The following is a 19577-nucleotide window of genomic DNA, read 5'->3' as shown; positions in this document are numbered from 1 at the left end:
GATGACGAACGCCCGGGAATCCCTCGACAACAGCCCGAGACAGCTCCAGGTGGAGACGCACGGCCTCGACGTGATCGGCGACGCCGAACGCAAGGGCACCCCGCGGACGCTGTTCTGGCCGTGGTTCGGTGCCAATGTCTCCATCCTGGGACTGAGCTACGGCGCCTTCGCGCTCGGCTTCGGGATCTCCTTCTGGCAGGCCCTGATCGCCGGCGTCATCGGCATCGTCTTCTCCTTCCTGCTGTGCGGCTTCGTCGCCGTCGCGGGCAAACGCGGCTCCGCCCCGACGATGGTGCTCAGCCGGGCCGCGTACGGCGTCCGCGGCAACCGGCTGCCGTCGGTGATCTCCTGGGTCCTCACGGTCGGCTGGGAGACGGTCCTGTGCGCCCTCGCCACCCTGGCCACCGCGACCGTCTTCGACCGGCTCGGCTGGGGCGGCGGCACCGGGACCCAGGTGGTCGCCCTGATCGTGGTCGCCGGGCTCACCGTCGTCGGCGGGGTCATGGGCTTCGACGTGATCATGCGGCTGCAGACCCTGATCACCGTGGTCACGGGCGTGCTGACGGTCGTGTACGTGTGTCTCGTCGCCGACCACATCCACTGGAGCACCGTCAGCGACATCCCGGCGGGCTCCGCGCAGGAGTTCATCGGCGCGCTGGTGTTCATGATGACCGGCTTCGGCCTCGGCTGGGTCAACGCCGCCGCGGACTACTCCCGCTATCTGCCGCGCACCTCGTCGAGCCGGGGCGTGATCGGCTGGACGACGTTCGGCGCGTCGGTGGCGCCGCTGCTCCTGCTGGTGTTCGGGCTGCTCCTCGCGGGCTCGTCGACCACGCTGAACGCGGCCGTCGCCGCCGACCCCATCGGCGCGCTGACCACGATCCTGCCGACGTGGTTCCTGGTCCCGTTCGCCGTGGTGGCGGTGCTGGGCCTGGTCGGCGGCGCGGTCCTGGACATCTACTCGTCCGGCCTGGCACTGCTGTCGGCGGGCCTGCGCATCCCGCGCCCGCTGGCCGCCCTCGTCGACGGCGTGCTCATGATCGCGGGCGCCGTCTACATCGTCTTCTTCGCCGACGACTTCCTGGGGCCGTTCATGGGCTTCCTGACCACCCTCGGCGTCCCGATCGCCGCGTGGTGCGGCATCATGCTCGCGGACATCCTGCTCCGCCGCCGCGACTACGCCGAGCCCGACCTCTACCGCCCCGACGGCCGCTACGGCGACGTCCCCCTGACGCCCCTGCTCCTCACGCTGGCCGCGACCGCCGTCGGCTGGGGCCTGGTCACCAACGCGTCCGCGGACTGGCTGACATGGCAGGGCTATCTCCTCCAACCGCTGGGCCTGGGCGGCAAGTCGGGCGCCTGGGCCTACGCCAACCTGGGCGTCCTCGCGGCGCTGGCGCTGGGCTTCCTGGGGACCCTCGCGCTGCGCCGCGGACGGGTGCGTGCACAGGAGGCGCAGGTGGGCGCCGTATGACCACCGGCCATCTGACGGTCATCGACATGCAGCGCGTCTTCGCCGACCCGGACAGCCCCTGGGCCACCCCGCGGTTCGCCGAGGCCGCTCAGGGCGTAGGACGCCTGCTGCCGGCCTTCGGCGACCGGGTGACGTTCACCCGCTTCGTGGCCCCGGAGCGGCCGGCCGGCGCCTGGCGGGCCTACTACGAACAGTGGCCGTTCGCCCTGCAACCCCCCGACGCCCCCCTCTGGCACCTGACGGACGACTTCGCGACCACCGCCCCCCACGTCCTCGACGCCCCGACGTTCGGCAAATGGACCCCACAACTCGCCGAACGCGCAGGCCTGGAAGGCCCCCTCTACCTCACCGGCGTCAGCACCGACTGCTGCGTCCTGTCCACGGCGCTCCCGGCGGCGGACGCGGGCGTGGAGGTGGTGGTCGTCGCCGACGCGTGCGCGGGAGCGGACGACGACTCCCACGCGCAGGCGTTGCACCTGCTGAGCCTGTACCGGCCGCTGGTCAGAGTGACCACGGTCGCGGAAGTGCTGGCGGACAGGACATGACCGAAGCCCGGGTGGCGGAGTGGCCGCCGGCGGGCCGGTTCTTGTGAGACTGTCCGGGTGATCGAGTCCAGAGCAGTCGTGTCCGCCGACGAGATGCACGCCTATCTCGTCGGCCAGTTGAACCACGCCCTCACCCGCCCCGGGATGTTCGGCGGCGAGCCCGCGATCCTGATGCTCATCGAACACCTCCTCTTCATGGAGGGGGAGCCCGGGGCCCGCTGGGACGAGGTGATCCAACCCCTGCGGGAACGGGGCGCGTTCAGCGCCATCGGCGTCAAGGGCGTCTTCCGTGAACTGATCCGCGGCAGCGACGACCACGACGTGGGTTCGGTGCACGCAGAGTTCGCCCACCGGCGTGGCTGGCTCAAGCCGGACCGGTTCCTCGACTCCCGTACGCATCAGGCCCTCATGGACCGGGTCCGCGACTGGGCCGCCGAGGACAGGCAATGGCCCGACGTGGTCGCCGAGTTCGGGGAGCCGTCGATCCTCTTCGGCGGCACCAACCCGAGGTACGGCAAGACCCTCGCCTACGTCAGCGAGGACCGCGACCACCCGATGGTGTTCTTCCACCTCTGGAACGGCAACCTGGACCAGGCGTCCCCCGTGTGGGAACCGGCGTACGAGCAACCCGTCCTGTGGGCCGTGCGCTTCGGTGACGCGCACTTCGACGAGGCCTTCGTCCTCACCCCCGCCGGACACCGCCTCCGCCCCCAGCCTCCGGCGTAGTTGGCGTTGTCCGGTGGGTACAGCAGCCGCTGTTGCCGTGTTCAATCACGCCAGGAGGCACGGTGATCGCCCCTCCCGAACCGGAACTCACGGGTTCTTCGCGGAGCACATCCCGCTGATTCCCTGATCCATAGGGGAATGCCACAGTCCGGATCGGGTACGTGAGCAGGACCGCGCCCGGGACCGAGCGCCCGGGCAAGCCGTACGAACACCGCTACCAGGGGATTCACCATGGACACACCCGCGCACGACAACACCACGCCGGCCCGGCGGGCGCTGGACGCGCTGGCCGAGAACACCGAGGACACGGTGGCGCTGGACACGCTGGTGAGCAGTGACGTCCTCGTGCCGGTGCCGGACGACGCCAGTGAGGAGGACGCCGACAACCCCTCGGCGGTGGCCCTGCCGGTCATCGAGCAGCCCGGCGGTGATCCGGTGGTGCCGGTGTTCACCTCGGAGGACGAGATGGCCGGTCTGCTGCCCTTCGTCTCCCGCTACCGGCTGGTGCCGCTGGGCGCGCTCGCCGCGGAGTGGCCGACCGACGATCTGGCCCTCAGCATCGACGCCGCGTCCGCGCACCCGCTGACGCTCACCTCGGAGGGCGTGCGCACCCTGCTGGGCCGCTCGCACGGCTGACCGGGGGATCCGCTGGGGGAGGAGCGGCGCCGACTCCGCTCCTCCCCGGACGTCCACGATCGACGTGGTGTGACCATATGACCACGGGGCGATGGCGTCGCTCCGGGATGCGCGGCTGCTGTCCGCAAAACGCGGCGGATTGCCGCGCACCGGGTCACGTGCCCCGCAGCGTGCGCGCGGGCGTCTCACCGAACCGCTCCCGGTACCGCGACGCGAACCGGCCCAGATGCACGAACCCCCACCGGTGCGCCACGCCCGACACCGTCGCCGTCCCCGGCTCCGAGGCCCGCAGCTCGGCGCGCACCCGCTGCAGGCGTACGTCGTACACGTACGCCATCGGCGACATCCCGACGTGCCTGCGGAACGCCTCCTGGAGCGTGCGCACACTGACCTGCGCGATCCCCGCCAGCCGGGCGGCGTCGTACGCCTCGGACGGCCGCTCCTGTACGGCGTCCATCACCCGCTTGACCGAGGCGGGCCGCATCGGTGGCGGCGCGGGAGCCTCCAGTTCCTCCCGGTAGCTGTGCTCGGCCGCCAGCAACACCCCTTCCAGCAGGGTCTGTTCGATGCGCGAGCGGATCAGCGGCCGCTCCAGCAGCCCGAGCGAGGTGTCCTTCTCCAGCAGCGCCCAGGTGGCCAACCGCGCCCAGCTGCGGCCGGGTCCGTCCCGCATGTCGACCGACGGCCCGAAGACCGGCGGGCGGGACACCGGCCGGTCGAGCAGGGACTGCAGGGTGAGATGGAGGGCCTGTTTGTCGATCTTCACGGTGAGCGCCTGGCAGTCGGGCGACCAGGCGTCGATCCGGATGCGCCGGGACGGATCGAAGAAGACGGCGCTGCCCGTCGTCGCGAACACGACGTCCCCGCGCCCCTCTTGGACGCTGAAGCACCCTCGCACCGGGACGGCCAGGTGATAGGAGCCGGGCGCGGCGAATCCGCTGCGGATCTCGGTGCCGAAGCAGATGTCGCCGACCGTGAGCGAGCCGAGACCGAGCACGCTCAGCCTGGTCGTGAAGTCCTCGCTGGGGCCCACGACCCGCAGGTCCATGTCGTAGTAGTGGGCGGCGAGCACGTCGTGCGCCTCCTCCACGGAGCGCGTCGCGTACGAGCTGAAGTCGGCCGCCCGGCCCGGTACCACGGTCACTGCGGATTCTCCGATCTGCGCGCGCAGTACTCCGTTCAGCATGGCCACGCGCCTGACCGGGTACACCCCACCCGCTTCCGGTCTTCACAGCCTTCTCCCAGCGGCGGGGATTCCGCGAGGATTCAGCGCCCTTCCCGGGGCTCAGTCGCCCAGCATGCGGCCCAGTGCCTCCCGCTGCAGCGGCAGCACCTCGGCGTGCAGGTCGCGTCCCTTGCGGGTCAGGGCGACCCACACGCCACGCCGGTCCTCCACGCACACGGAGCGCTCCACCAGGCCGTCCTTCTCCAGCCGGCCGATCAGCCGGGAGAGCGCGCTCTGGCTGAGGTGGACCCGGCCGACCAGGTTCTGCACCCGGCACAGGTCGCCCTCCGCCGGGGCCTCGGCGGCGAGGAGGTCGAGCACCTCGAAGTCGCTCGCGCCGAGTCCGTGCGGGTGCAGCACCCGGTCGATCTCGCACATCGTGCGGGCGTGGACCGCCAGGATGTCCCGCCACTGTTCCTCGAGCCGGGCCCCGGCCGCGTTCACTGCCATGCCCCCATGTTAATGCGCATGCATCCATATGGGGGCAGGGGTGGCGTCAGCTGTCCTGGGTGATCCCGATGAGGTTGCCGTCCGGGTCCTTCACGGAGGCGATCAGCTTGCCGCCGCCGACGTCCGTGACGTCCTGGAGCAGCTCGGCGCCCGCGTCGAGCAGCGCGGCGAGCCGGGCCCGGATGTCGTCCACGTGCCAGTACGGGACCGGACCGGTCATGCCCCGCGCGTGCCCGTTGGGGTCGAGACCCACGTCCTGCCCCGCGTCCTTGAAGCCGACGTAGTACGCCTCGTCGGCATACGGCTCGGTCTGCAGCAGGGCGCTGAACACGGCCTTCGCCCGGGCGACGTCCTTGACGGGGTAGATGATGGTCTTCAGTCCGGCGGTCATGGTGTGCTCCTCCGTTGGGTTTTCGTCGGTGGTTTCACCGTAGGTCGGGGGAGGGGGAACCGCTTCTCCGATCCTGACCGCTTGCCGGCGCGGTCAGGTCGAGTCCCGTTTCACGAGCTCGGTCGGCAGGATCACCGCCATCGGGTCCTCGCCGTTGATCTGCGCCAGCAGCACCCGCACCATCTCGGCGCTGATCCGGTCGTAGGGCTGGCGGATCGTGGTCAGGGCCGGGGTCGCCTCCACCGCGGCCACGGAGTCGTCGAAGCCGCCCACGGACACGTCCTCGGGGACCCGCCGGCCCGCCCTGGCCAGCGCGGCCAGGGCACCCTGCGCCATCAGGTCGGAGGCCACGAACACGGCGTCCAGGTCGGGGGCCTGCGCCAGCAGCCGCTCGGCCCCCGCCTCACCGCTCGCCCGGCTGTAGTCGCCGGAGACGATGAGCCGCTCGTCGATCGGGATGCCCGCGTCCGTGAGCACCTCCTTGTAACCGGCGAGCCGGTCGACACCGCCCGGGGTGTCCAGCGGGCCGCTGACCATGGCGATCCGGCGCCGCCCCAGCGACAGCAGATGGCGCACCATGTCACGGGCGCCGTCCCGGTCGTCCGCGGCCACGTAACTCACCTTGGCGCCGGGCCCCATCGGCTTGCCGCACTGCACGAGCGGTACGCCCGCCTCGCGCAGCTCCTCCGCGACCGGGTCGCCGGAGTGGCTGGAGACCAGCAGCACCCCGTCGACGTGCCCCGCGGTGATGTACCGCGTTATGCGCCGCCGTTCGTCCTTCGTGCCCGCCAGCATCAGCAGCAGCGGGATGTCGTGCGCGGCCAGCGCCTGGGTGCAGCTGCTGAGCAGGACGTTGAAGTTGGGGTCCTCGAAGAACCGCTCCTGAGGCTCCGTCAGCAGGAAGCCGATGGAGTCCGAACGGCCGGTGATCAGCGAGCGGGCGTGGCGGTTGACGACGTAACCCGTCTTGCGGATCGCCGCGTTGACCGCTTCCTGGGCGGCCGGGCTGACGTAGTGGCCGCCGTTGAGCACCCGCGAGACCGTGCCGCGCGAGACCCCGGCCTCGCGCGCCACGTCGTGGATCGTCGGCGGTCTGCGGCGGCCCCCCGTGTTGCTCATGGTCATGACTTTACGGCCCCGGACAGCAGATCGAGACTCCAGAACCGCTGGATGACCAGGAAGAGCGCGATGAGCGGGAACACCGCGAGGAACGCGCCGGTGATCACCAGGGTGTACAGCGCCGGGGTGTTGGCGCCCTGCTCCAGGAGCGTGTACAGACCGAGCGTGATCGGGAACTTCTCGTCGTCGCTCAGCATGATGTAGGGGAGGAGGAAGTTGTTCCAGATCGCCACGAACTGGAACAGGAACACCGTGACCATGCCCGGGACCATCATCGGCAGCGCGACCCGGCTGAAGATCCGCCACTCGCTCGCCCCGTCCATCCGCCCGGCCTCCACCACGTCCGCGGGCACGGCGGCCTGGGCGTAGATACGGGCGAGGTAGACGCCGTACGGCGAGAGGATCTGCGGCAGCAGCACGGACAGGTACGAGTCGGTCAAGTCCGCCTGCGCCAGCAGCAGATACTGCGGCACGGCGAGGATGACCGGCGGCATCAGCACACCCGCGAGCAGCACGTTGAACATCGTCTCGCGGCCGCGGAAGCGGTAGATCGCCAGCGCGTAGCCGCTGAACGCCGACACCACCGTGGACAGCAGCGCGCCGCACCCGGCGTAGAAGGCGGAGTTGCCCATCCACTGCCAGTAGACGCCGTCGCGGTAGGCGCTCAGGTCCTTGAGGTTGTCGACGAAGCCCGAGCCCGGCAGGAACGTGAAGGTCGAGAACAGTTCCTCGCCGGACTTGGTCGACGCGATGACCACCCAGGCGACCGGCAGCAGCGTGTACAGCGCGCCGATCAGCAGGGTGAGCGTCGGGACCAGCGCGATCCGGCGGCGCAGGGGCGGGCCCTGGGCGGCGCCGGGCGTGGTGCCGGCGGCCGGCTCGGCCTTGCGGACGGCAAGAGAACTCATCGTGCTGCCTCCTGCTTCTGGCGACGGTTCGCGGCCCGCAGGAACCCGAAGGACAGCAGCAGCGTGGCGAGCGCGATGATCACGGCCTGGGCGGCGGCCGCGTAGATGTCGTTGGTGCCGAACGCGTCCCGGTAGACCTTCATCAGCGGGCTCCACGTCGTGGACACCGAGTTGGTGAGCGGCTTGAGGGTGGTCGGCTCGTTGTAGACCTGGAGCGTGGCGATGATCGAGAAGAAGAAGGTCAGCACCAGTGAGGGCGCCACCATCGGGATCTTGATCTTCAGGGCGACCTGGCGCGGGGTGGCCCCGTCCAGCTTCGCCGCTTCGTACACCTCGGCCGGGATGGCCTGGAGCGCGGTGTAGATGACGATCATGTTGAAGCCGGTGCCGCCCCACACCGCGATGTTCGAGAGGGCGAGGTACAGCGGACCGCCGTCGAGCAGGTCCGGCTGCGGCAGACCGAACTTCTCCAGCAGGTAGTAGAACGGGCTTACGTCCGGCAGGTACAGGAAGCCCCACAGCATGGCCGCCACGACGCCGGGGATGGCGTACGGCAGGAAGATCGCGAGGCGGGTGAAGGGGGTGAACCGGACCTTGTCGCTGTCGAGCATCAGCGCGAAGAGCAGGGCGAGGCCCAGCATCACGGGGACGACGATGCAGCCGTAGCCGAGGACGCGCAGCGCACCGTGCAGCAGCTCGCTGTCGTGGAGGGCGGCCGTGTAGTTCGACAGGCCGGCCCAGACCTCCTCGCGGGCGCCCTTCCCGAGGCCGAGGCCCGAGACGTGCACCTTGCGGAAGCTGAGCCAGACCGCGTACCCGATGGGCAGCGCGAAGAAGACCAGGAACAGGGCCGTGGCGGGGATCAGGAAGGCGTACGGGGCCCCCTTGACCCCGTACGACGTCCGGCGTGCGCTCGTCACTCGGAGACCCCGAAGCCCTGCTTCTTGAGGTCGGCGACGGTGGCGGCCTGCATCGTGTCCAGGGCCGCGGCGAAGTCCGACTTGTTCTTGGCGGCGGCGCCGAAGGCGTCGTTGAAGGCCGTGTAGGCGACGTTCACGTTCGGGCCCCAGGCGGAGGGCGCCGTGGTCTTCGCGATCTCGGCGGCCTTGGTGTAGAAGTCGGCCTGGTTCGAGAAGTACGCCGGCGGCTCGGCGAAGGCGCCCGAGGTCTGGGCGTTGGTGGCGGCCGGGTAGATGCCGCTCTCCTTGGCCAGCGCGGTCAGGGCCGCGCCGTCGGTGTTCAGCCAGGCGGCGAACTCGGCGGCGGCCTCCTGGTGCTTGGAGTCCGTCGTCACGGCCGTCGAGGAGCCGCCCCAGCTGCCGGTCCTGTTCTCACCCGCGGACCACTGGGGGAGCGGGGCCATCGCCCACTTGCCCTTGGTGTCGGGCGCGGCCGTGGTCAGCGTGCCGGGCGCCCACACGGCGGAGACCCAGGCGATCTGCTTGCCGGTGTTGAGCGCCTTGTTCCAGGCCGGGGTGTACATCGGCTGGTTGTCGATCGCGCCCTCCTTGACGAGACCGCCCCAGAAGTCGGCGACCTTCTTGGTGGCCGCGTCGTTGATGCCGACCTTCCACTTGTCGCCCTCGGTGGTCCACCACCGGGCGCCGGCCTGCTGGGCCAGGCCCGCGAAGAGGCCGGAGTCGTTGGCGGAGAAGGTGGTGAGGTCCGTGCCGGGGGACTTCTTCTTCAGGGCGCGGGCCGTCTCGGCGAACTGGTCCCAGGTGGTGGGGACGGTCAGGCCGTACTTCTTGAAGAGGTCCTGGCGGTAGTAGAACATCATCGGGCCGATGTCCTGCGGGACCGCGTAGACGGCGTCCGTGCCCAGCGTGGTCTGCTGCCAGACGCCCTCGGCGAACTTGCCCTGCGCGTCGCCGACGTTCTTCGCTATGTCGGCGAGGGCGTCGTTGCTGACCAGCGTCGGCAGTGCCTGGTACTCGGCCTGGACCAGGTCGGGGGCCTTGCCGGCCTTGTGCGCGGTGAGGATCTTGGTGACCAGGGTGTCGCCGGACGCCTGCTTCTTCACCGTGACGGTGATCTGGTCCTTCTTGCCCTGGCCCTGGTTCCAGAGGTCGACGACCTTGTCCATGCCGGGGGTCCAGGTCCAGTACGTCAGCGAGACCGGCCCCGATTCGGACTTCGAGTCGCCGTCGTCCGAACCACAGGCGGCGAGCGCGGTGGCGCCGAGGGCGACGGCGACGGTGGATGCTGCCACTCTGCTGAGCCGGCTGCGCTTCGTGATGGGCATGGATCTCTCCCCTGACCTGGGCCCCCGCCTGCTGCGAAGACCTGCCATGCTTCTGTGAGCGTTCACAGTAGAGAAACATCCCGGACACTTGTCAATGGTTGTTGCTGTGCGGTTATGTTGGGATCGCACCACTGATTCAGTCTGTGCACGTTCCCAAATGATCGATTAAACGGGAGAGATCCATGCCGGAGACCAGCCCCAAGGGCCTCACCAGGCTCGCCTTCGGTGGGGACTACAACCCCGAGCAGTGGCCGGAAAGCGTGTGGCAGGAGGACGTCCGCCTGATGTGTGAGGCCGGCGTCACCATGGTGAGCGCCGGCATCTTCTCCTGGGCGCTGCTGGAGCCGTCACCCGGGGTGTACGACTTCGGCTGGCTCGATCGCCTGTTTCGTCTGCTGCACGAGAACGGCATCCGCGTCGACCTCGGCACCCCCACCGTGGTGCCGCCGGTCTGGTTCTACCGGGCCCACCCCGACGCCCTGCCGGTGACGGCCGAGGGCATGCGCCACGAGTTCGGCTCCCGGGGCGCGATCTGCCACAGCAACGCCGACTACCGCGCCGCCGCCGCGAACATCACGACCAAGCTGGCCGAGCGCTACGGCGACCACCCGGCGCTCGCGATGTGGCACGTCCACAACGAGTACGGCGTCCCCGTCTCGGCCTGCTACTGCGACGCCTGCGCCGCCCACTTCCGTCGCTGGCTCGCGTCGACGTACGGCACGGTCGACGCCGTCAACGAGGCCTGGGGCACGGCGTTCTGGGGCCAGCGCTACGGCGGTTTCGAGGACATCAACCCGCCGCGCCTGACCCCCACCGTCGGCAACCCGGCCCAGGCGCTGGACTACAAGCGCTTCGCCGACGCCACCATGCGCGAGAACTTCCGTATGGAGCGGGACATCCTGCACCGCCTCGCGCCCGGCATCCCGGTGACGACCAACTTCATGACCGCCCTCAGCCAGTGCGACTCGGTCGACTACTGGGCCTGGGGCCGCGAGGTCGACATCGTCACCAACGACCACTACCTGATCACCGACGGCCGCCGCACCCATGTGAACCTCGCGATGGCCGCCGACCTCACCCGCTCGGTGGCCGGGGGAGCACCCTGGATCCTTCTGGAGCACTCCACCTCGGGCGTCAACTGGCAGCCCCGCAACCCCGCCAAGGCTCCCGGCCAGATGGCCCGCAACTCCCTCGCCCATGTGGCGCGCGGCTCCGAGGGCGCCATGTTCTTCCAGTGGCGCCAGTCCCGGCGCGGCGCCGAGAAGTTCCACTCCTCGATGCTCCCGCACGGCGGCACCGACACGCGCGTGTGGCGCGAGGTCGTCGAACTCGGCGCGTCCCTCGACTCGTTGAGCACGATCCGCGGCACCCGCACCGAGGCCGACGTCGCCGTCCTGTGGGACTGGCACTCCTGGTGGGCGCAGAGCCTGGACTGGCGCCCCAGCGAGGACCACGACGCCCGCGAGCGCGCCGACGCCTTCTACGAGACGCTCTACGACCGCCACCTCACGGTCGACTTCGCCCACCCCGAAGCCGACTTGTCGAGATATCCCCTTGTCGTCGTACCGGCCCTCTACCTGATGACCGAGGCCGCCGGGAACAACCTCGAGCGGTACGTCGAGAACGGTGGCACCCTCGTCGTCTCGTACTTCTCCGGCATCGTCGACGAGCACGACGCCGTGCACGAGGGCGCCTACCCCGGCCCGCTGCGTGACGTCCTCGGCCTGACCGTCGAGGAGTTCTCGCCGCTGCTGAAGGACCAGTCGGTGCGCCTCACCGGCCCCGACGGCTCCGAGCTCAGCGGTGACGTCTGGACGGAGTTCGTCGTCCCGCGGGGCGCCGAGACCGTGTGGACGTACGCCGACGGCCTCACCGCGGGCCACCCCGCCGTCACCCGGCACCGTTTCGGCCAGGGTTCCGCCTGGTACGTCTCCACCCGCCTCGGTGCCGAGGGCCTCGACGCCCTGCTGGGCTGGGCCGCCGAGGACGCCCGGATCGCGCCGCGCGCCGACCTGCCCCGCGACGTCGAAGTGGTGCGCCGCACCGGCGAGTCGGGCACCTACCTGTTCGCGATCAACCACACCGGATCGGACGCCAAGGTGCCGTTGGAGGTCTCCGGCACGGAACTCCTCACCGGTGAACGCGCCGCGGGCCGCCTGGAGCTCCCGGCGGGCGCCGTGCGGGTCGTACGGCTCGACGGCTGAGCGCGGGCCCCTCAGGCCCTGTCGACAACAGGACCCAGGGCGCCATCGACTCCCCTCCGCCCGTGCGAGCCGCGAGCCGCGGGTGGAGGGGCCCTTCGCCGTCCTCGGCGAAGGCACCCCCAACCCCATATGTCGAAGGGACGACGGACGACGATGTTCCATCCCAGACGCACCCTGCGAGCCCTGCTCCTCCCGCTCACCGCGGGGCTCGCCCTCACCGCCCTGCCCGCACAGACCGCCCAGGCGGCGAGCACGCTGACCAACGGCGGGTTCGAGTCCGACGGCGCGGGCGTGGCCGTCCCCGCCGGCTGGTCCGAGTACGGCACGACCGCCGCCTCGTACACCGAGTCCGGCGGCCACGGCGGCAGTTACCGCCTCACCCACTACTCGTCCGCCGCCTACAAGGTGGAGACGTACCAGTACCTGTCCGGGCTGACCAACGGGAACTACAAGCTCACCGCGTGGGTCCGCTCCGGCGGCGGCCAGAACTCCGCCTACATAGCCCTGAAGAACTGCGGCGGCACCGAGCAGCGCACCGATCTGCCGGTCTCCCCGAGCGGATGGCTGCACATCGTCGTGCCGGTCAACGTGACCAACAACCAGTGCACGATCAGCATCAACAGTGACGCGAACGCCGGCAACTGGATCAATGTTGACGACCTGACCTTCGCGTCCGGTACGTCCAGTACGTCGATCAAGGGTTCCGACGTCTCCTCCCTCGCCAAGAGCGAGGCCCTGGGCGGCACCTACCGGACCAGTTCCGGCACTACCGGCGACGCGCTCGCCATCCTCAAGTCCGCCGGACAGAACTACGCGCGCGTCAAGGTCTGGGTCAACGCGGCCGACGGCTACAACGGCAAGACCCAGGTCCTGGCGATGGCCAAGCGCATCAAGGCGCAGGGCATGAAGCTGCTGGTCGACTTCCACTACTCCGACACCTGGGCCGACCCGGGCGCCCAGACCGTGCCGGCCGCGTGGTCGGGCCACAGCTACAGCCAGCTGAAGACGGACGTCTACAACCACACCTACGACGTCCTCAACGCGCTGAAGGCGCAGGGCACCACGGCCGACATGGTCCAGGTGGGCAACGAGATCAACGGCGGCATGCTGTGGTCGGCGGGCTCCACCGACAACTGGTCGCAGCTCGCCGGGCTGCTCAACTCCGGCTACAGCGCGGTCAAGGCGGTCAGCTCCTCCACCCAGGTCGCGCTGCACCTCGCCAAGGGCGGTGACCTGAGCGGCACCCGCTGGTGGTTCGACAACGCGGTCGCGGCCGGCGTCAAGTTCGACGTCATCGGCCTGTCCTACTACGGCTACTGGCACGGCTCGCTCTACGACTTCCAGACGACCCTGGACGACGCGGCCTCGCGTTACGGCAAGCCGGTGTTCGTCGCCGAGACGGCCTACCCCTTCCGTCTCGACAGCGACGACTCCTACGAGAACATCATCGACCTCACCGGCGAGCTGGTCTCCGGCTACCCCGCCACCACGGCCGGCCAGACCCGCTGGATGAACGACGTCGCGAGCATCGTGGAGGCCGTCCCGAACGGCCGTGGCCTGGGCGTCTTCTACTGGGAGTCGACCTGGACCGCGGTCACCGGCAACGGCTGGGACCCGACCGACTCCTCCTCCGGCAACGGCTGGGAGAACCAGGCGCTGTTCGACTACGACAACAAGGCGCTGCCCGCGATGGCGTGGTTCAGCCATCGGTAGTCCCCGTAGGACAGGGGGCCCGGCCGCGCGGACGCGGCCGGGCCCCTTTGTTGTCCTGTGTGAGTACCGAACTACCTTTTCTCGCAAGTGCGTGCGGTACCGGACAAGGTGTGAGAAGTCCATCCATGACGGCGTCGACTGCGGGACAGTGGGAACACGCGGTTTCGAGGAGGTCGAACGGAGGCGCACGACATGCTGAGGACTCCCGTCAGTCAGCGTCGGCTGGACATCCTGGAGTGGCTCAAGGACCCGGTCGCGCACTTCCCTGCCCAGCGCCGCGGCTGCCCGGCCGAGGACGGCGTCACCGCGGCCGCCGTCGCCGCCAAACTCGGCGTGCGGCGCCAAGTCGCCGACACCCACCTGGAGTTGCTCGCCGACATCGGCCTGCTGCGCACCAAGCGGGTCCGCCGCCGGGTCTACTACCGGCGCGACGAGGTGCGAATAGCCGAGGTGGCCCGCATGTTCGAGAAAGGCTGGTAGACAGAGCAGCGCGAGAGAGGCGGTAGTTCGTGGAGCGTCCACAGAAGCTGGTCCCGCACCGGTACGTCGCCATCGGCGGCCACGGCCCCGAGGACGTCGTCGCCGACAGCCGGGGCCGCGTGGTGACCGGTGTGGCGGACGGCCGCATCCTGCGCCTGGACGGCCTCGCCGATCCGGCCGCGACCCGCGTCGAGGTGCTCGCCGAGACCGGCGGCAGGCCGCTCGGCCTCGAACTCCTCGCGGACGACGACCTGTTGGTGTGCGACGCCGAACTCGGCCTGCTCCGCGTCGACCTCACCGACGGCCTCGTACGCATCCTCGCCGACTCGGTGGCGGGGGAGCGGCTGAGGTTCTGCAGCAACACCGTCGCCCTGTCCGACGGCAGCATCTGCTTCACGGTCTCCAGCCGCCGCTACCCCCTCGACCAGTGGATCGGCGACATCGTCGAGCACACCGCCACGGGCCGGCTGCTGCGTCTCGCGCCCGGCAGCGAGCGGCCCGAAGTCCTCGCGGAGGGACTGCAGTTCGCCAACGGACTGGCCCTGAGCGCCGACGAATCGTTTCTCGTCGTCGCCGAGACCGGCGCCTGCCGCCTCACCCGCCACTGGCTCACCGGACCGCACGCGGGGCGCACCGAACCCTTCGCCGAGAACCTCCCCGGCATGCCCGACAACCTCTGGCGGGCCGGCCCCGACGGACCGATCTGGGTCTCCCTGGCCGGCCCCCGCGTCCCCCCGCTCGACCTCCTGCACCGGGCCGGCCCGGCCGCCCGCCGCACCGCCGCCCGCCTGGCGGTCCGCGCCCCGTTCCGCCCCACCGGCACGATCGGCGTCCTGGCCGTCGACGACTCCGGCGGGACCGTCCACCACCTCACCCGCCGCCACTCCGGCTTCCGCATGGTCACCAGCGTCTGCGAGGCGGCCGGCCATCTGGTCCTGGGCAGCCTGTGGGAGCGGGGCATCGCCCTGTGCGAGCCGCCCGGCAAGTGACCCCGGCGTTACCCTGTTGACCGGCCATGATCAGGCCGTCCAGGCAGGGAGACGTACGACCATGACAGCCCCGGAGGCCGAGAGCCTCCGTGTCCCCACCCCGCGACGACCGCCGGTGCTGCGCGGTCAGGCGCCCGTCGTGGCCGTGGTCGCGCTCGGCGGCGCCATCGGGGCGACCGCCCGCTACGCGCTCTCCCTCTGGTGGCCCCTCCAGCCGGGCGGATTCCCCTGGGCGACCTTCTGGACCAACGTCGTCGGCTGCGCGGTCATAGGCGTGTTCATGGTGCTCATCACCGACGTGTGGGCCGCCCACCGGCTGGTGCGCCCGTTCTTCGGCACCGGAGTCCTCGGCGGCTTCACCACCTTCTCCACGTACGCCGTCGACATCCGCAGACTGATCGCCTCCGGCCATCCCGGCACGGGACTGGCCTACCTCGCCGCGACCCTCTTCGCGGCCCTCACCGCGGTGTGGCTCGCCGCGACCGCCACCCGCCGCGTCCTGAAGCGGAGGCAGCCATGACGAGGCTGACCGGAAGTGCCCTGCGCGTGACCGTGTTCGTCGGCGAGAACGACACCTGGCACCGCAAGCCCCTCTACAGCGAGATCGTGCACCGCGCCCACACGGCGGGCCTCGCCGGCGCCAGCGTGTTCCGCGGCATCGAGGGCTTCGGCGCCTCCTCCCTGATCCACACCTCCCGGCTGCTGTCCCTGAGCGAGGACCTGCCCGTCGCGATCGTCATCGTCGACACCGAGGACCGGGTGCGGGCCTTCCTGCCCCAGCTCGACGAACTCGTCACCGAAGGGCTGGTCATCCTCGACGACTGCGAGGTGATCAGGTACGTCGGCCGCGACTCGGGCTCCGATTCCGGCAAAACGGACGGCAAGGGTAAGAGGTCGTTGTGAACTGGCTACTCGTCGTCGCGGGTGCCATGGTCGGCGCCCCGCTGCGCTACCTCACCGACCGCGCGATCCAGTCCCGCCACGACTCGGTCTTCCCCTGGGGCACCTTCGCGGTCAACGTCACCGGCTGTCTGGTGCTGGGCCTGGTCAGCGGGGCGGCTGGACCCCACCTGCAGTTGCTGCTCGGCACGGGCCTGTGCGGGGCGCTGACGACGTACTCGACCTTCTCGTACGAGACGCTGCGGCTGGCCGAGACGGGCGCGGGGCTGTACGCCCTCGCCAATGTCGGCGCGAGCCTGATCGCGGGTCTGGGCGCGGCGTACGTGGGCGTGGAGCTGGCCCAGGCGGTGTAAAACTGTGCCCGCCCCCGCCTCGTCCTCTCCGTCGGAAGAACTGGATCACATGAGCGTCATCAGCGTCGGTCAGGCCGTCGTCCTCGGAGCCGTCGAGGGGGTGACCGAGTTCCTGCCCGTCTCCTCGACCGGTCATCTGAAGATCACCGAGGGGCTCATGAAGATCCCGGTCGACGACGACGCCGTCGTCGGGTTCTCCGCCGTCATCCAGGTCGGCGCGATCGCCGCCGTGCTCGTGTACTTCCGCAAGGACATCGTGCGGATCGTCTCCGCCTGGTTCCGTGGACTGCGCGACAAGGAGGAGCGGTACCACCACGACTACAAGTTCGCCTGGTGGGTGATCTACGCGACCATCCCGATCGTCGCCGTGGGCCTGGCCGCCAAGCCGCTCATCGAGGGGCCGCTCGCCTCGCTGTGGGTGGTGGCGGGCTCGCTGATCGCCGGCAGTGCCGTGATGTGGGCGGCCGACCAGATGGGCCGCCACAAGCGAGGGGAGGACGACACCACGTTCAAGGACGCGATGCTCGTCGGCAGCTCCCAGATCCTCGCGCTGCTCTTCCCCGGCTTCTCCCGCTCCGGCGCCACCATGTCCACCGCGCTCATCCTCGACCTCGACCGCGTCGCCGCCACCCGCCTCTCCTTCTTCCTCGGCATTCCCGCGCTGACCGGAGCCGGCATCTACGAGCTCAAGGACGCGCTCGGCACCGGCGTGGGCGCGGCCCCGCTGGCCGTCGGCACGGTCGTCTCCTTCGTCGTCGCCTACGGCTCCATCGCCTGGCTGCTGAAGTACGTCGCCAAGCACTCCTTCAACGCGTTCGTGATCTACCGGATCGTCGTCGGTGTGCTGCTCTTCGGCCTGCTGGCGACCGGCGTGCTGGACAGCTGACCGGCCTCGACGGGGCGTGAACCCGCATTCAGCTCTCACGCCCCGTGAAATTCTCCTTTCAGGTGTCTTGACAGCACCCTCCCGCCGCCCGGAGTATCTCTCCCGTGAACCTGTCAGACAGCCGGACAGCCGGACAGCCCCCGCGGCGCGTCAGCGCCATGGAAGCGGTGCTGGCGCATCTGCGCTCCGCCATCGAGCGGGGTGACTACGCCATCGGCGACAAGCTCCCCTCCGAGGCCGAGCTCTGCCGCACGCTGGAGATCAGCCGCCCCGTGCTGCGCGAGGCCCTGCGGGCGCTGCAGACCATGGGGCTGACCGTCTCCAAGACCGGCAAGGGCACCTTCGTGGTCGCCAGCGCCGTGGAGGACCCCACCTTCGGCGACTACGCGGCCAGTGACCTGCTGGAGGTGCGCCGGCACGTCGAGATCCCCGTCGCCGGGTACGCGGCCCTGCGCCGCACCCCGGAGAACCTCGACCATCTGGCGCACCTGCTCGACCGCATGGAGCGGGAGACGGACACCACCGCGTGGGTCGCGATGGACACGCTGTTCCATCTGGCCGTCGCCGAGGCCGCCCAGAACCCGGTGTTCCGCCGGGTCATCGAGGAGATCCGGGACGCACTGGCGCGTCAGTCGGCCTTCCTCAACGAGCTGGGCGGGCGCCGCGAGCAGTCCAACCGCGAGCACCGGGCGATCGTCGAGGCGCTGCTCGACGGTTCCGAACACGACGCGGTGGAGGCCATGTCCCACCACCTCGACCGCGTCGAGACCACCCTCACCGACATCGTGCGTCCCCCTGGCAAGGGCACGGACACCCCCACGGAAGGCGACCCCCAGGCGTGAGCGAGCAGATCCTGCACGACGACGTGCAGAAACGTTCCGGCCATGTCGACGCGGGAGACGAGGGATACAGCAAGTCCCTCAAGCACCGGCACGTCAACATGATCGCCATCGGCGGTGCCATCGGCACCGGCCTCTTCCTCGGCGCGGGCGGCCGCCTCGCCGACGCCGGCCCCTCCCTGTTCATCGCCTACGCGGTCTGCGGCATCTTCGCCTTCCTGGTGGTCCGCGCCCTCGGTGAACTCGTCCTGTACCGCCCCTCCTCCGGCGCCTTCGTGTCGTACGCCCGGGAGTTCCTGGGCGAGAAGGGCGCCTACGTCGCAGGCTGGATGTACTTCCTGAACTGGGCCACCACCGGCATCGCCGACATCACCGCCGTGGCCGTCTACACCCACTACTGGGGGATGTTCTCCGACATCCCGCAGTGGGTGATCGCGCTCGTCGCGCTCGCGGTCGTCCTCACCGTGAACCTCATCTCGGTGAAGATGTTCGGCGAGCTGGAGTTCTGGTTCGCCATCGTCAAGGTGGGCGCGCTCGTGGCGTTCATGCTGATCGGCATCTTCCTGCTGGTCACCCAGCACGAGGTCGGCGACACCACCCCGGGCCCGGCCCTGATCACCGACCACGGCGGCGTCTTCCCCAACGGCCTGCTGCCCATGCTGCTGATCCTCCAGGGCGTCGTCTTCGCCTACGCCTCGGTGGAACTGGTGGGCGTCGCGGCCGGTGAGACCGAGAACCCCGAGCAGATCATGCCGAAGGCGATCAACTCGATCATGTGGCGCGTGGGCCTCTTCTACGTCGGCTCGGTCGTCCTGCTGTCGATGCTGCTGCCGTGGAACAAGTACACCGGCGGCCAGAGCCCCTTCGTGACCGTGCTCTCCAACATCGGCGTCCCGGCCGCCGGCGGCGTGATGAACCTCGTCGTCCTCACCGCGGCCATGTCCTCCCTCAACTCGGGCCTGTACTCCACCGGCCGCATCCTGCGCTCCATGGCCAAGTCCGGCTCCGCGCCCAAGTTCACCGGCGTCATGAGCCGCAGCCAGGTCCCCTACGGCGGCATCCTGCTCACCAGCGGCATCTGCGTCCTCGGCGTCGGCCTCAACGCCGTCGTCCCCGCCGACGCCTTCGAGATCGTGCTGAACTTCGCCGCGATCGGGATCCTGTCCACCTGGGGCATGATCATGGTCTGTCACATGCTCTTCTGGCAGAAGACCGAGAAGGGCGAACTGACCCGCCCCGGCTACCGACTGCCGGGCTCCCCCTGGACCGAGATCGTGACGCTGGTCTTCCTCGCCTCCGTCCTGGTCCTGATGTACGCCGACGGCGGCGTCGGACGCACCACCGTGCTGTGTCTGCCGCTGATCATCGGGGCGCTGGTCGCCGGGTGGTACGCCATCCGCGGCCGGATCGCCCGGACGGCGGCCGAGACCCCCTCCGCAGGCGCCGACACGTGAACACGCACGTGAGCGCCGAGATCCACCCCACCGGCGGCCA

General features: G+C 70.0%; 21 protein-coding genes. 14 read left to right on the top strand and 7 right to left on the bottom strand.

What is annotated here, in order from left to right:
* Position 1 precedes the first annotated feature (1 nt).
* From CRP56_RS04245 to CRP56_RS04230, 4 genes are all read left to right on the top strand, one after another.
* Positions 2 to 1474, top strand: a complete 1473-nt coding sequence (locus CRP56_RS04245; protein WP_097260341.1) for a purine-cytosine permease family protein — start codon at positions 2 to 4, stop codon at positions 1472 to 1474.
* Positions 1471 to 2019, top strand: a complete 549-nt coding sequence (locus CRP56_RS04240; RefSeq protein WP_097260339.1) for a cysteine hydrolase family protein — start codon at positions 1471 to 1473, stop codon at positions 2017 to 2019. The genes CRP56_RS04245 and CRP56_RS04240 overlap by 4 nt, the downstream gene beginning before the upstream one ends.
* 57 nt (positions 2020 to 2076) lie before the next feature.
* The gene (locus CRP56_RS04235; RefSeq protein ID WP_257040002.1) at positions 2077 to 2745 is read left to right on the top strand and encodes a hypothetical protein; all 669 of its coding nucleotides are present in this window, start codon (positions 2077 to 2079) and stop codon (positions 2743 to 2745) included.
* Between the two features lie 231 nt (positions 2746 to 2976).
* The gene (locus tag CRP56_RS04230; RefSeq protein WP_097260337.1) at positions 2977 to 3381 is read left to right on the top strand and encodes an SseB family protein; all 405 of its coding nucleotides are present in this window, start codon (positions 2977 to 2979) and stop codon (positions 3379 to 3381) included.
* 154 nt (positions 3382 to 3535) lie between these two features.
* On the opposite strand, the gene CRP56_RS04225 is transcribed toward CRP56_RS04230, so the two are convergent.
* The 7 genes from CRP56_RS04225 to CRP56_RS04195 all read right to left on the bottom strand — a co-directional run bounded on the left by CRP56_RS04225 (position 3536) and on the right by CRP56_RS04195 (position 9719).
* On the bottom strand, positions 3536 to 4525 hold the full coding sequence (locus CRP56_RS04225; protein ID WP_257040001.1) for an AraC family transcriptional regulator: 990 nt from the start codon (positions 4523 to 4525) through the stop codon (positions 3536 to 3538).
* A gap of 141 nt (positions 4526 to 4666) precedes the next feature.
* Positions 4667 to 5056 carry a MarR family winged helix-turn-helix transcriptional regulator gene (locus tag CRP56_RS04220; RefSeq protein ID WP_097260335.1) on the bottom strand — a complete coding sequence of 130 codons (390 nt, stop codon included), beginning with the start codon at positions 5054 to 5056 and terminating at the stop codon, positions 4667 to 4669.
* A 46-nt stretch (positions 5057 to 5102) separates the two neighbouring features.
* Complete coding sequence (locus CRP56_RS04215) at positions 5103 to 5447, bottom strand: VOC family protein (RefSeq protein ID WP_097260333.1); 345 nt, start codon at positions 5445 to 5447, stop codon at positions 5103 to 5105.
* Between the two features lie 93 nt (positions 5448 to 5540).
* Positions 5541 to 6572, bottom strand: coding sequence for a LacI family DNA-binding transcriptional regulator (locus tag CRP56_RS04210; protein ID WP_097260331.1), 1032 nt, complete (start codon positions 6570 to 6572; stop codon positions 5541 to 5543).
* Positions 6569 to 7474, bottom strand: a complete 906-nt coding sequence (locus CRP56_RS04205; protein WP_059196930.1) for a carbohydrate ABC transporter permease — start codon at positions 7472 to 7474, stop codon at positions 6569 to 6571. Before CRP56_RS04205 ends, CRP56_RS04210 begins: the two co-directional genes overlap by 4 nt.
* Positions 7471 to 8394 (bottom strand): carbohydrate ABC transporter permease, encoded by a 924-nt coding sequence (locus tag CRP56_RS04200; protein WP_097260329.1) that lies wholly within the window; start codon positions 8392 to 8394, stop codon positions 7471 to 7473. Before CRP56_RS04200 ends, CRP56_RS04205 begins: the two co-directional genes overlap by 4 nt.
* The gene (locus CRP56_RS04195) at positions 8391 to 9719 is read right to left on the bottom strand and encodes an ABC transporter substrate-binding protein (RefSeq protein WP_097260327.1); all 1329 of its coding nucleotides are present in this window, start codon (positions 9717 to 9719) and stop codon (positions 8391 to 8393) included. The genes CRP56_RS04200 and CRP56_RS04195 overlap by 4 nt, the downstream gene beginning before the upstream one ends.
* 182 nt (positions 9720 to 9901) lie before the next feature.
* Here CRP56_RS04195 and CRP56_RS04190 point away from each other — a divergent pair, with 182 nt between their 5' ends.
* The 10 genes from CRP56_RS04190 to CRP56_RS04145 all read left to right on the top strand — a co-directional run bounded on the left by CRP56_RS04190 (position 9902) and on the right by CRP56_RS04145 (position 19537).
* On the top strand, positions 9902 to 11923 hold the full coding sequence (locus CRP56_RS04190; RefSeq protein ID WP_097260325.1) for a beta-galactosidase: 2022 nt from the start codon (positions 9902 to 9904) through the stop codon (positions 11921 to 11923).
* Between the two features lie 153 nt (positions 11924 to 12076).
* Entirely contained in the window at positions 12077 to 13636 is a 1560-nt protein-coding gene (locus CRP56_RS04185; protein WP_097260322.1) for a glycosyl hydrolase 53 family protein, read from the top strand.
* Positions 13637 to 13828: 192 nt separating this feature from the next.
* Positions 13829 to 14116, top strand: coding sequence for a helix-turn-helix domain-containing protein (locus CRP56_RS04180; RefSeq protein WP_097260320.1), 288 nt, complete (start codon positions 13829 to 13831; stop codon positions 14114 to 14116).
* A gap of 29 nt (positions 14117 to 14145) precedes the next feature.
* Complete coding sequence (locus tag CRP56_RS04175; RefSeq protein ID WP_097260318.1) at positions 14146 to 15105, top strand: SMP-30/gluconolactonase/LRE family protein; 960 nt, start codon at positions 14146 to 14148, stop codon at positions 15103 to 15105.
* Between the two features lie 61 nt (positions 15106 to 15166).
* Positions 15167 to 15625 (top strand): fluoride efflux transporter CrcB, encoded by a 459-nt coding sequence (gene crcB / locus CRP56_RS04170; protein ID WP_097260316.1) that lies wholly within the window; start codon positions 15167 to 15169, stop codon positions 15623 to 15625.
* A complete protein-coding gene (locus CRP56_RS04165) occupies positions 15622 to 16008 on the top strand; it encodes a DUF190 domain-containing protein (protein WP_097260314.1) in 387 nt (128 codons plus the stop codon). Before crcB (CRP56_RS04170) ends, CRP56_RS04165 begins: the two co-directional genes overlap by 4 nt.
* A complete protein-coding gene (gene crcB / locus CRP56_RS04160) occupies positions 16005 to 16358 on the top strand; it encodes a fluoride efflux transporter CrcB (protein ID WP_097260312.1) in 354 nt (117 codons plus the stop codon). The genes CRP56_RS04165 and crcB (CRP56_RS04160) overlap by 4 nt, the downstream gene beginning before the upstream one ends.
* A 49-nt stretch (positions 16359 to 16407) precedes the next feature.
* Positions 16408 to 17244, top strand: a complete 837-nt coding sequence (locus tag CRP56_RS04155; protein ID WP_097260310.1) for an undecaprenyl-diphosphate phosphatase — start codon at positions 16408 to 16410, stop codon at positions 17242 to 17244.
* Between the two features lie 158 nt (positions 17245 to 17402).
* Positions 17403 to 18086, top strand: a complete 684-nt coding sequence (locus CRP56_RS04150; protein WP_097260308.1) for a FadR/GntR family transcriptional regulator — start codon at positions 17403 to 17405, stop codon at positions 18084 to 18086.
* The gene (locus CRP56_RS04145) at positions 18083 to 19537 is read left to right on the top strand and encodes an amino acid permease (RefSeq protein ID WP_097260305.1); all 1455 of its coding nucleotides are present in this window, start codon (positions 18083 to 18085) and stop codon (positions 19535 to 19537) included. Before CRP56_RS04150 ends, CRP56_RS04145 begins: the two co-directional genes overlap by 4 nt.
* The last annotated feature ends 40 nt before the right edge of the window (positions 19538 to 19577 follow it).

The organism is Streptomyces sp. TLI_55 (assembly GCF_900206255.1).
Classification (GTDB): domain Bacteria; phylum Actinomycetota; class Actinomycetes; order Streptomycetales; family Streptomycetaceae; genus Streptomyces; species Streptomyces aquilus.
The sequence above is the reverse complement of the archived record's forward strand: the minus strand, read 5'-3'. Positions and strand labels throughout refer to the sequence as shown.

Excerpts from the sequence above, each read along its gene's own strand:
- CRP56_RS04210 (WP_097260331.1), bottom strand. The coding sequence starts at position 6,572 with ATGACCATGAGCAACACGGGGGGCCGCCGCAGACCGCCGACGATCCAC.
- CRP56_RS04220 (WP_097260335.1), bottom strand. The coding sequence starts at position 5,056 with ATGGCAGTGAACGCGGCCGGGGCCCGGCTCGAGGAACAGTGGCGGGAC.
- CRP56_RS04150 (WP_097260308.1), top strand. The coding sequence starts at position 17,403 with ATGGAAGCGGTGCTGGCGCATCTGCGCTCCGCCATCGAGCGGGGTGAC.
- CRP56_RS04205 (WP_059196930.1), bottom strand. The coding sequence starts at position 7,474 with ATGAGTTCTCTTGCCGTCCGCAAGGCCGAGCCGGCCGCCGGCACCACG.
- CRP56_RS04240 (WP_097260339.1), top strand. The coding sequence starts at position 1,471 with ATGACCACCGGCCATCTGACGGTCATCGACATGCAGCGCGTCTTCGCC.
- CRP56_RS04180 (WP_097260320.1), top strand. The coding sequence starts at position 13,829 with ATGCTGAGGACTCCCGTCAGTCAGCGTCGGCTGGACATCCTGGAGTGG.
- CRP56_RS04195 (WP_097260327.1), bottom strand. The coding sequence starts at position 9,719 with ATGCCCATCACGAAGCGCAGCCGGCTCAGCAGAGTGGCAGCATCCACC.
- CRP56_RS04190 (WP_097260325.1), top strand. The coding sequence starts at position 9,902 with ATGCCGGAGACCAGCCCCAAGGGCCTCACCAGGCTCGCCTTCGGTGGG.
- CRP56_RS04165 (WP_097260314.1), top strand. The coding sequence starts at position 15,622 with ATGACGAGGCTGACCGGAAGTGCCCTGCGCGTGACCGTGTTCGTCGGC.
- CRP56_RS04230 (WP_097260337.1), top strand. The coding sequence starts at position 2,977 with ATGGACACACCCGCGCACGACAACACCACGCCGGCCCGGCGGGCGCTG.
- CRP56_RS04185 (WP_097260322.1), top strand. The coding sequence starts at position 12,077 with ATGTTCCATCCCAGACGCACCCTGCGAGCCCTGCTCCTCCCGCTCACC.
- CRP56_RS04245 (WP_097260341.1), top strand. The coding sequence starts at position 2 with ATGACGAACGCCCGGGAATCCCTCGACAACAGCCCGAGACAGCTCCAG.
- CRP56_RS04215 (WP_097260333.1), bottom strand. The coding sequence starts at position 5,447 with ATGACCGCCGGACTGAAGACCATCATCTACCCCGTCAAGGACGTCGCC.
- CRP56_RS04155 (WP_097260310.1), top strand. The coding sequence starts at position 16,408 with ATGAGCGTCATCAGCGTCGGTCAGGCCGTCGTCCTCGGAGCCGTCGAG.
- crcB (WP_097260316.1), top strand. The coding sequence starts at position 15,167 with ATGACAGCCCCGGAGGCCGAGAGCCTCCGTGTCCCCACCCCGCGACGA.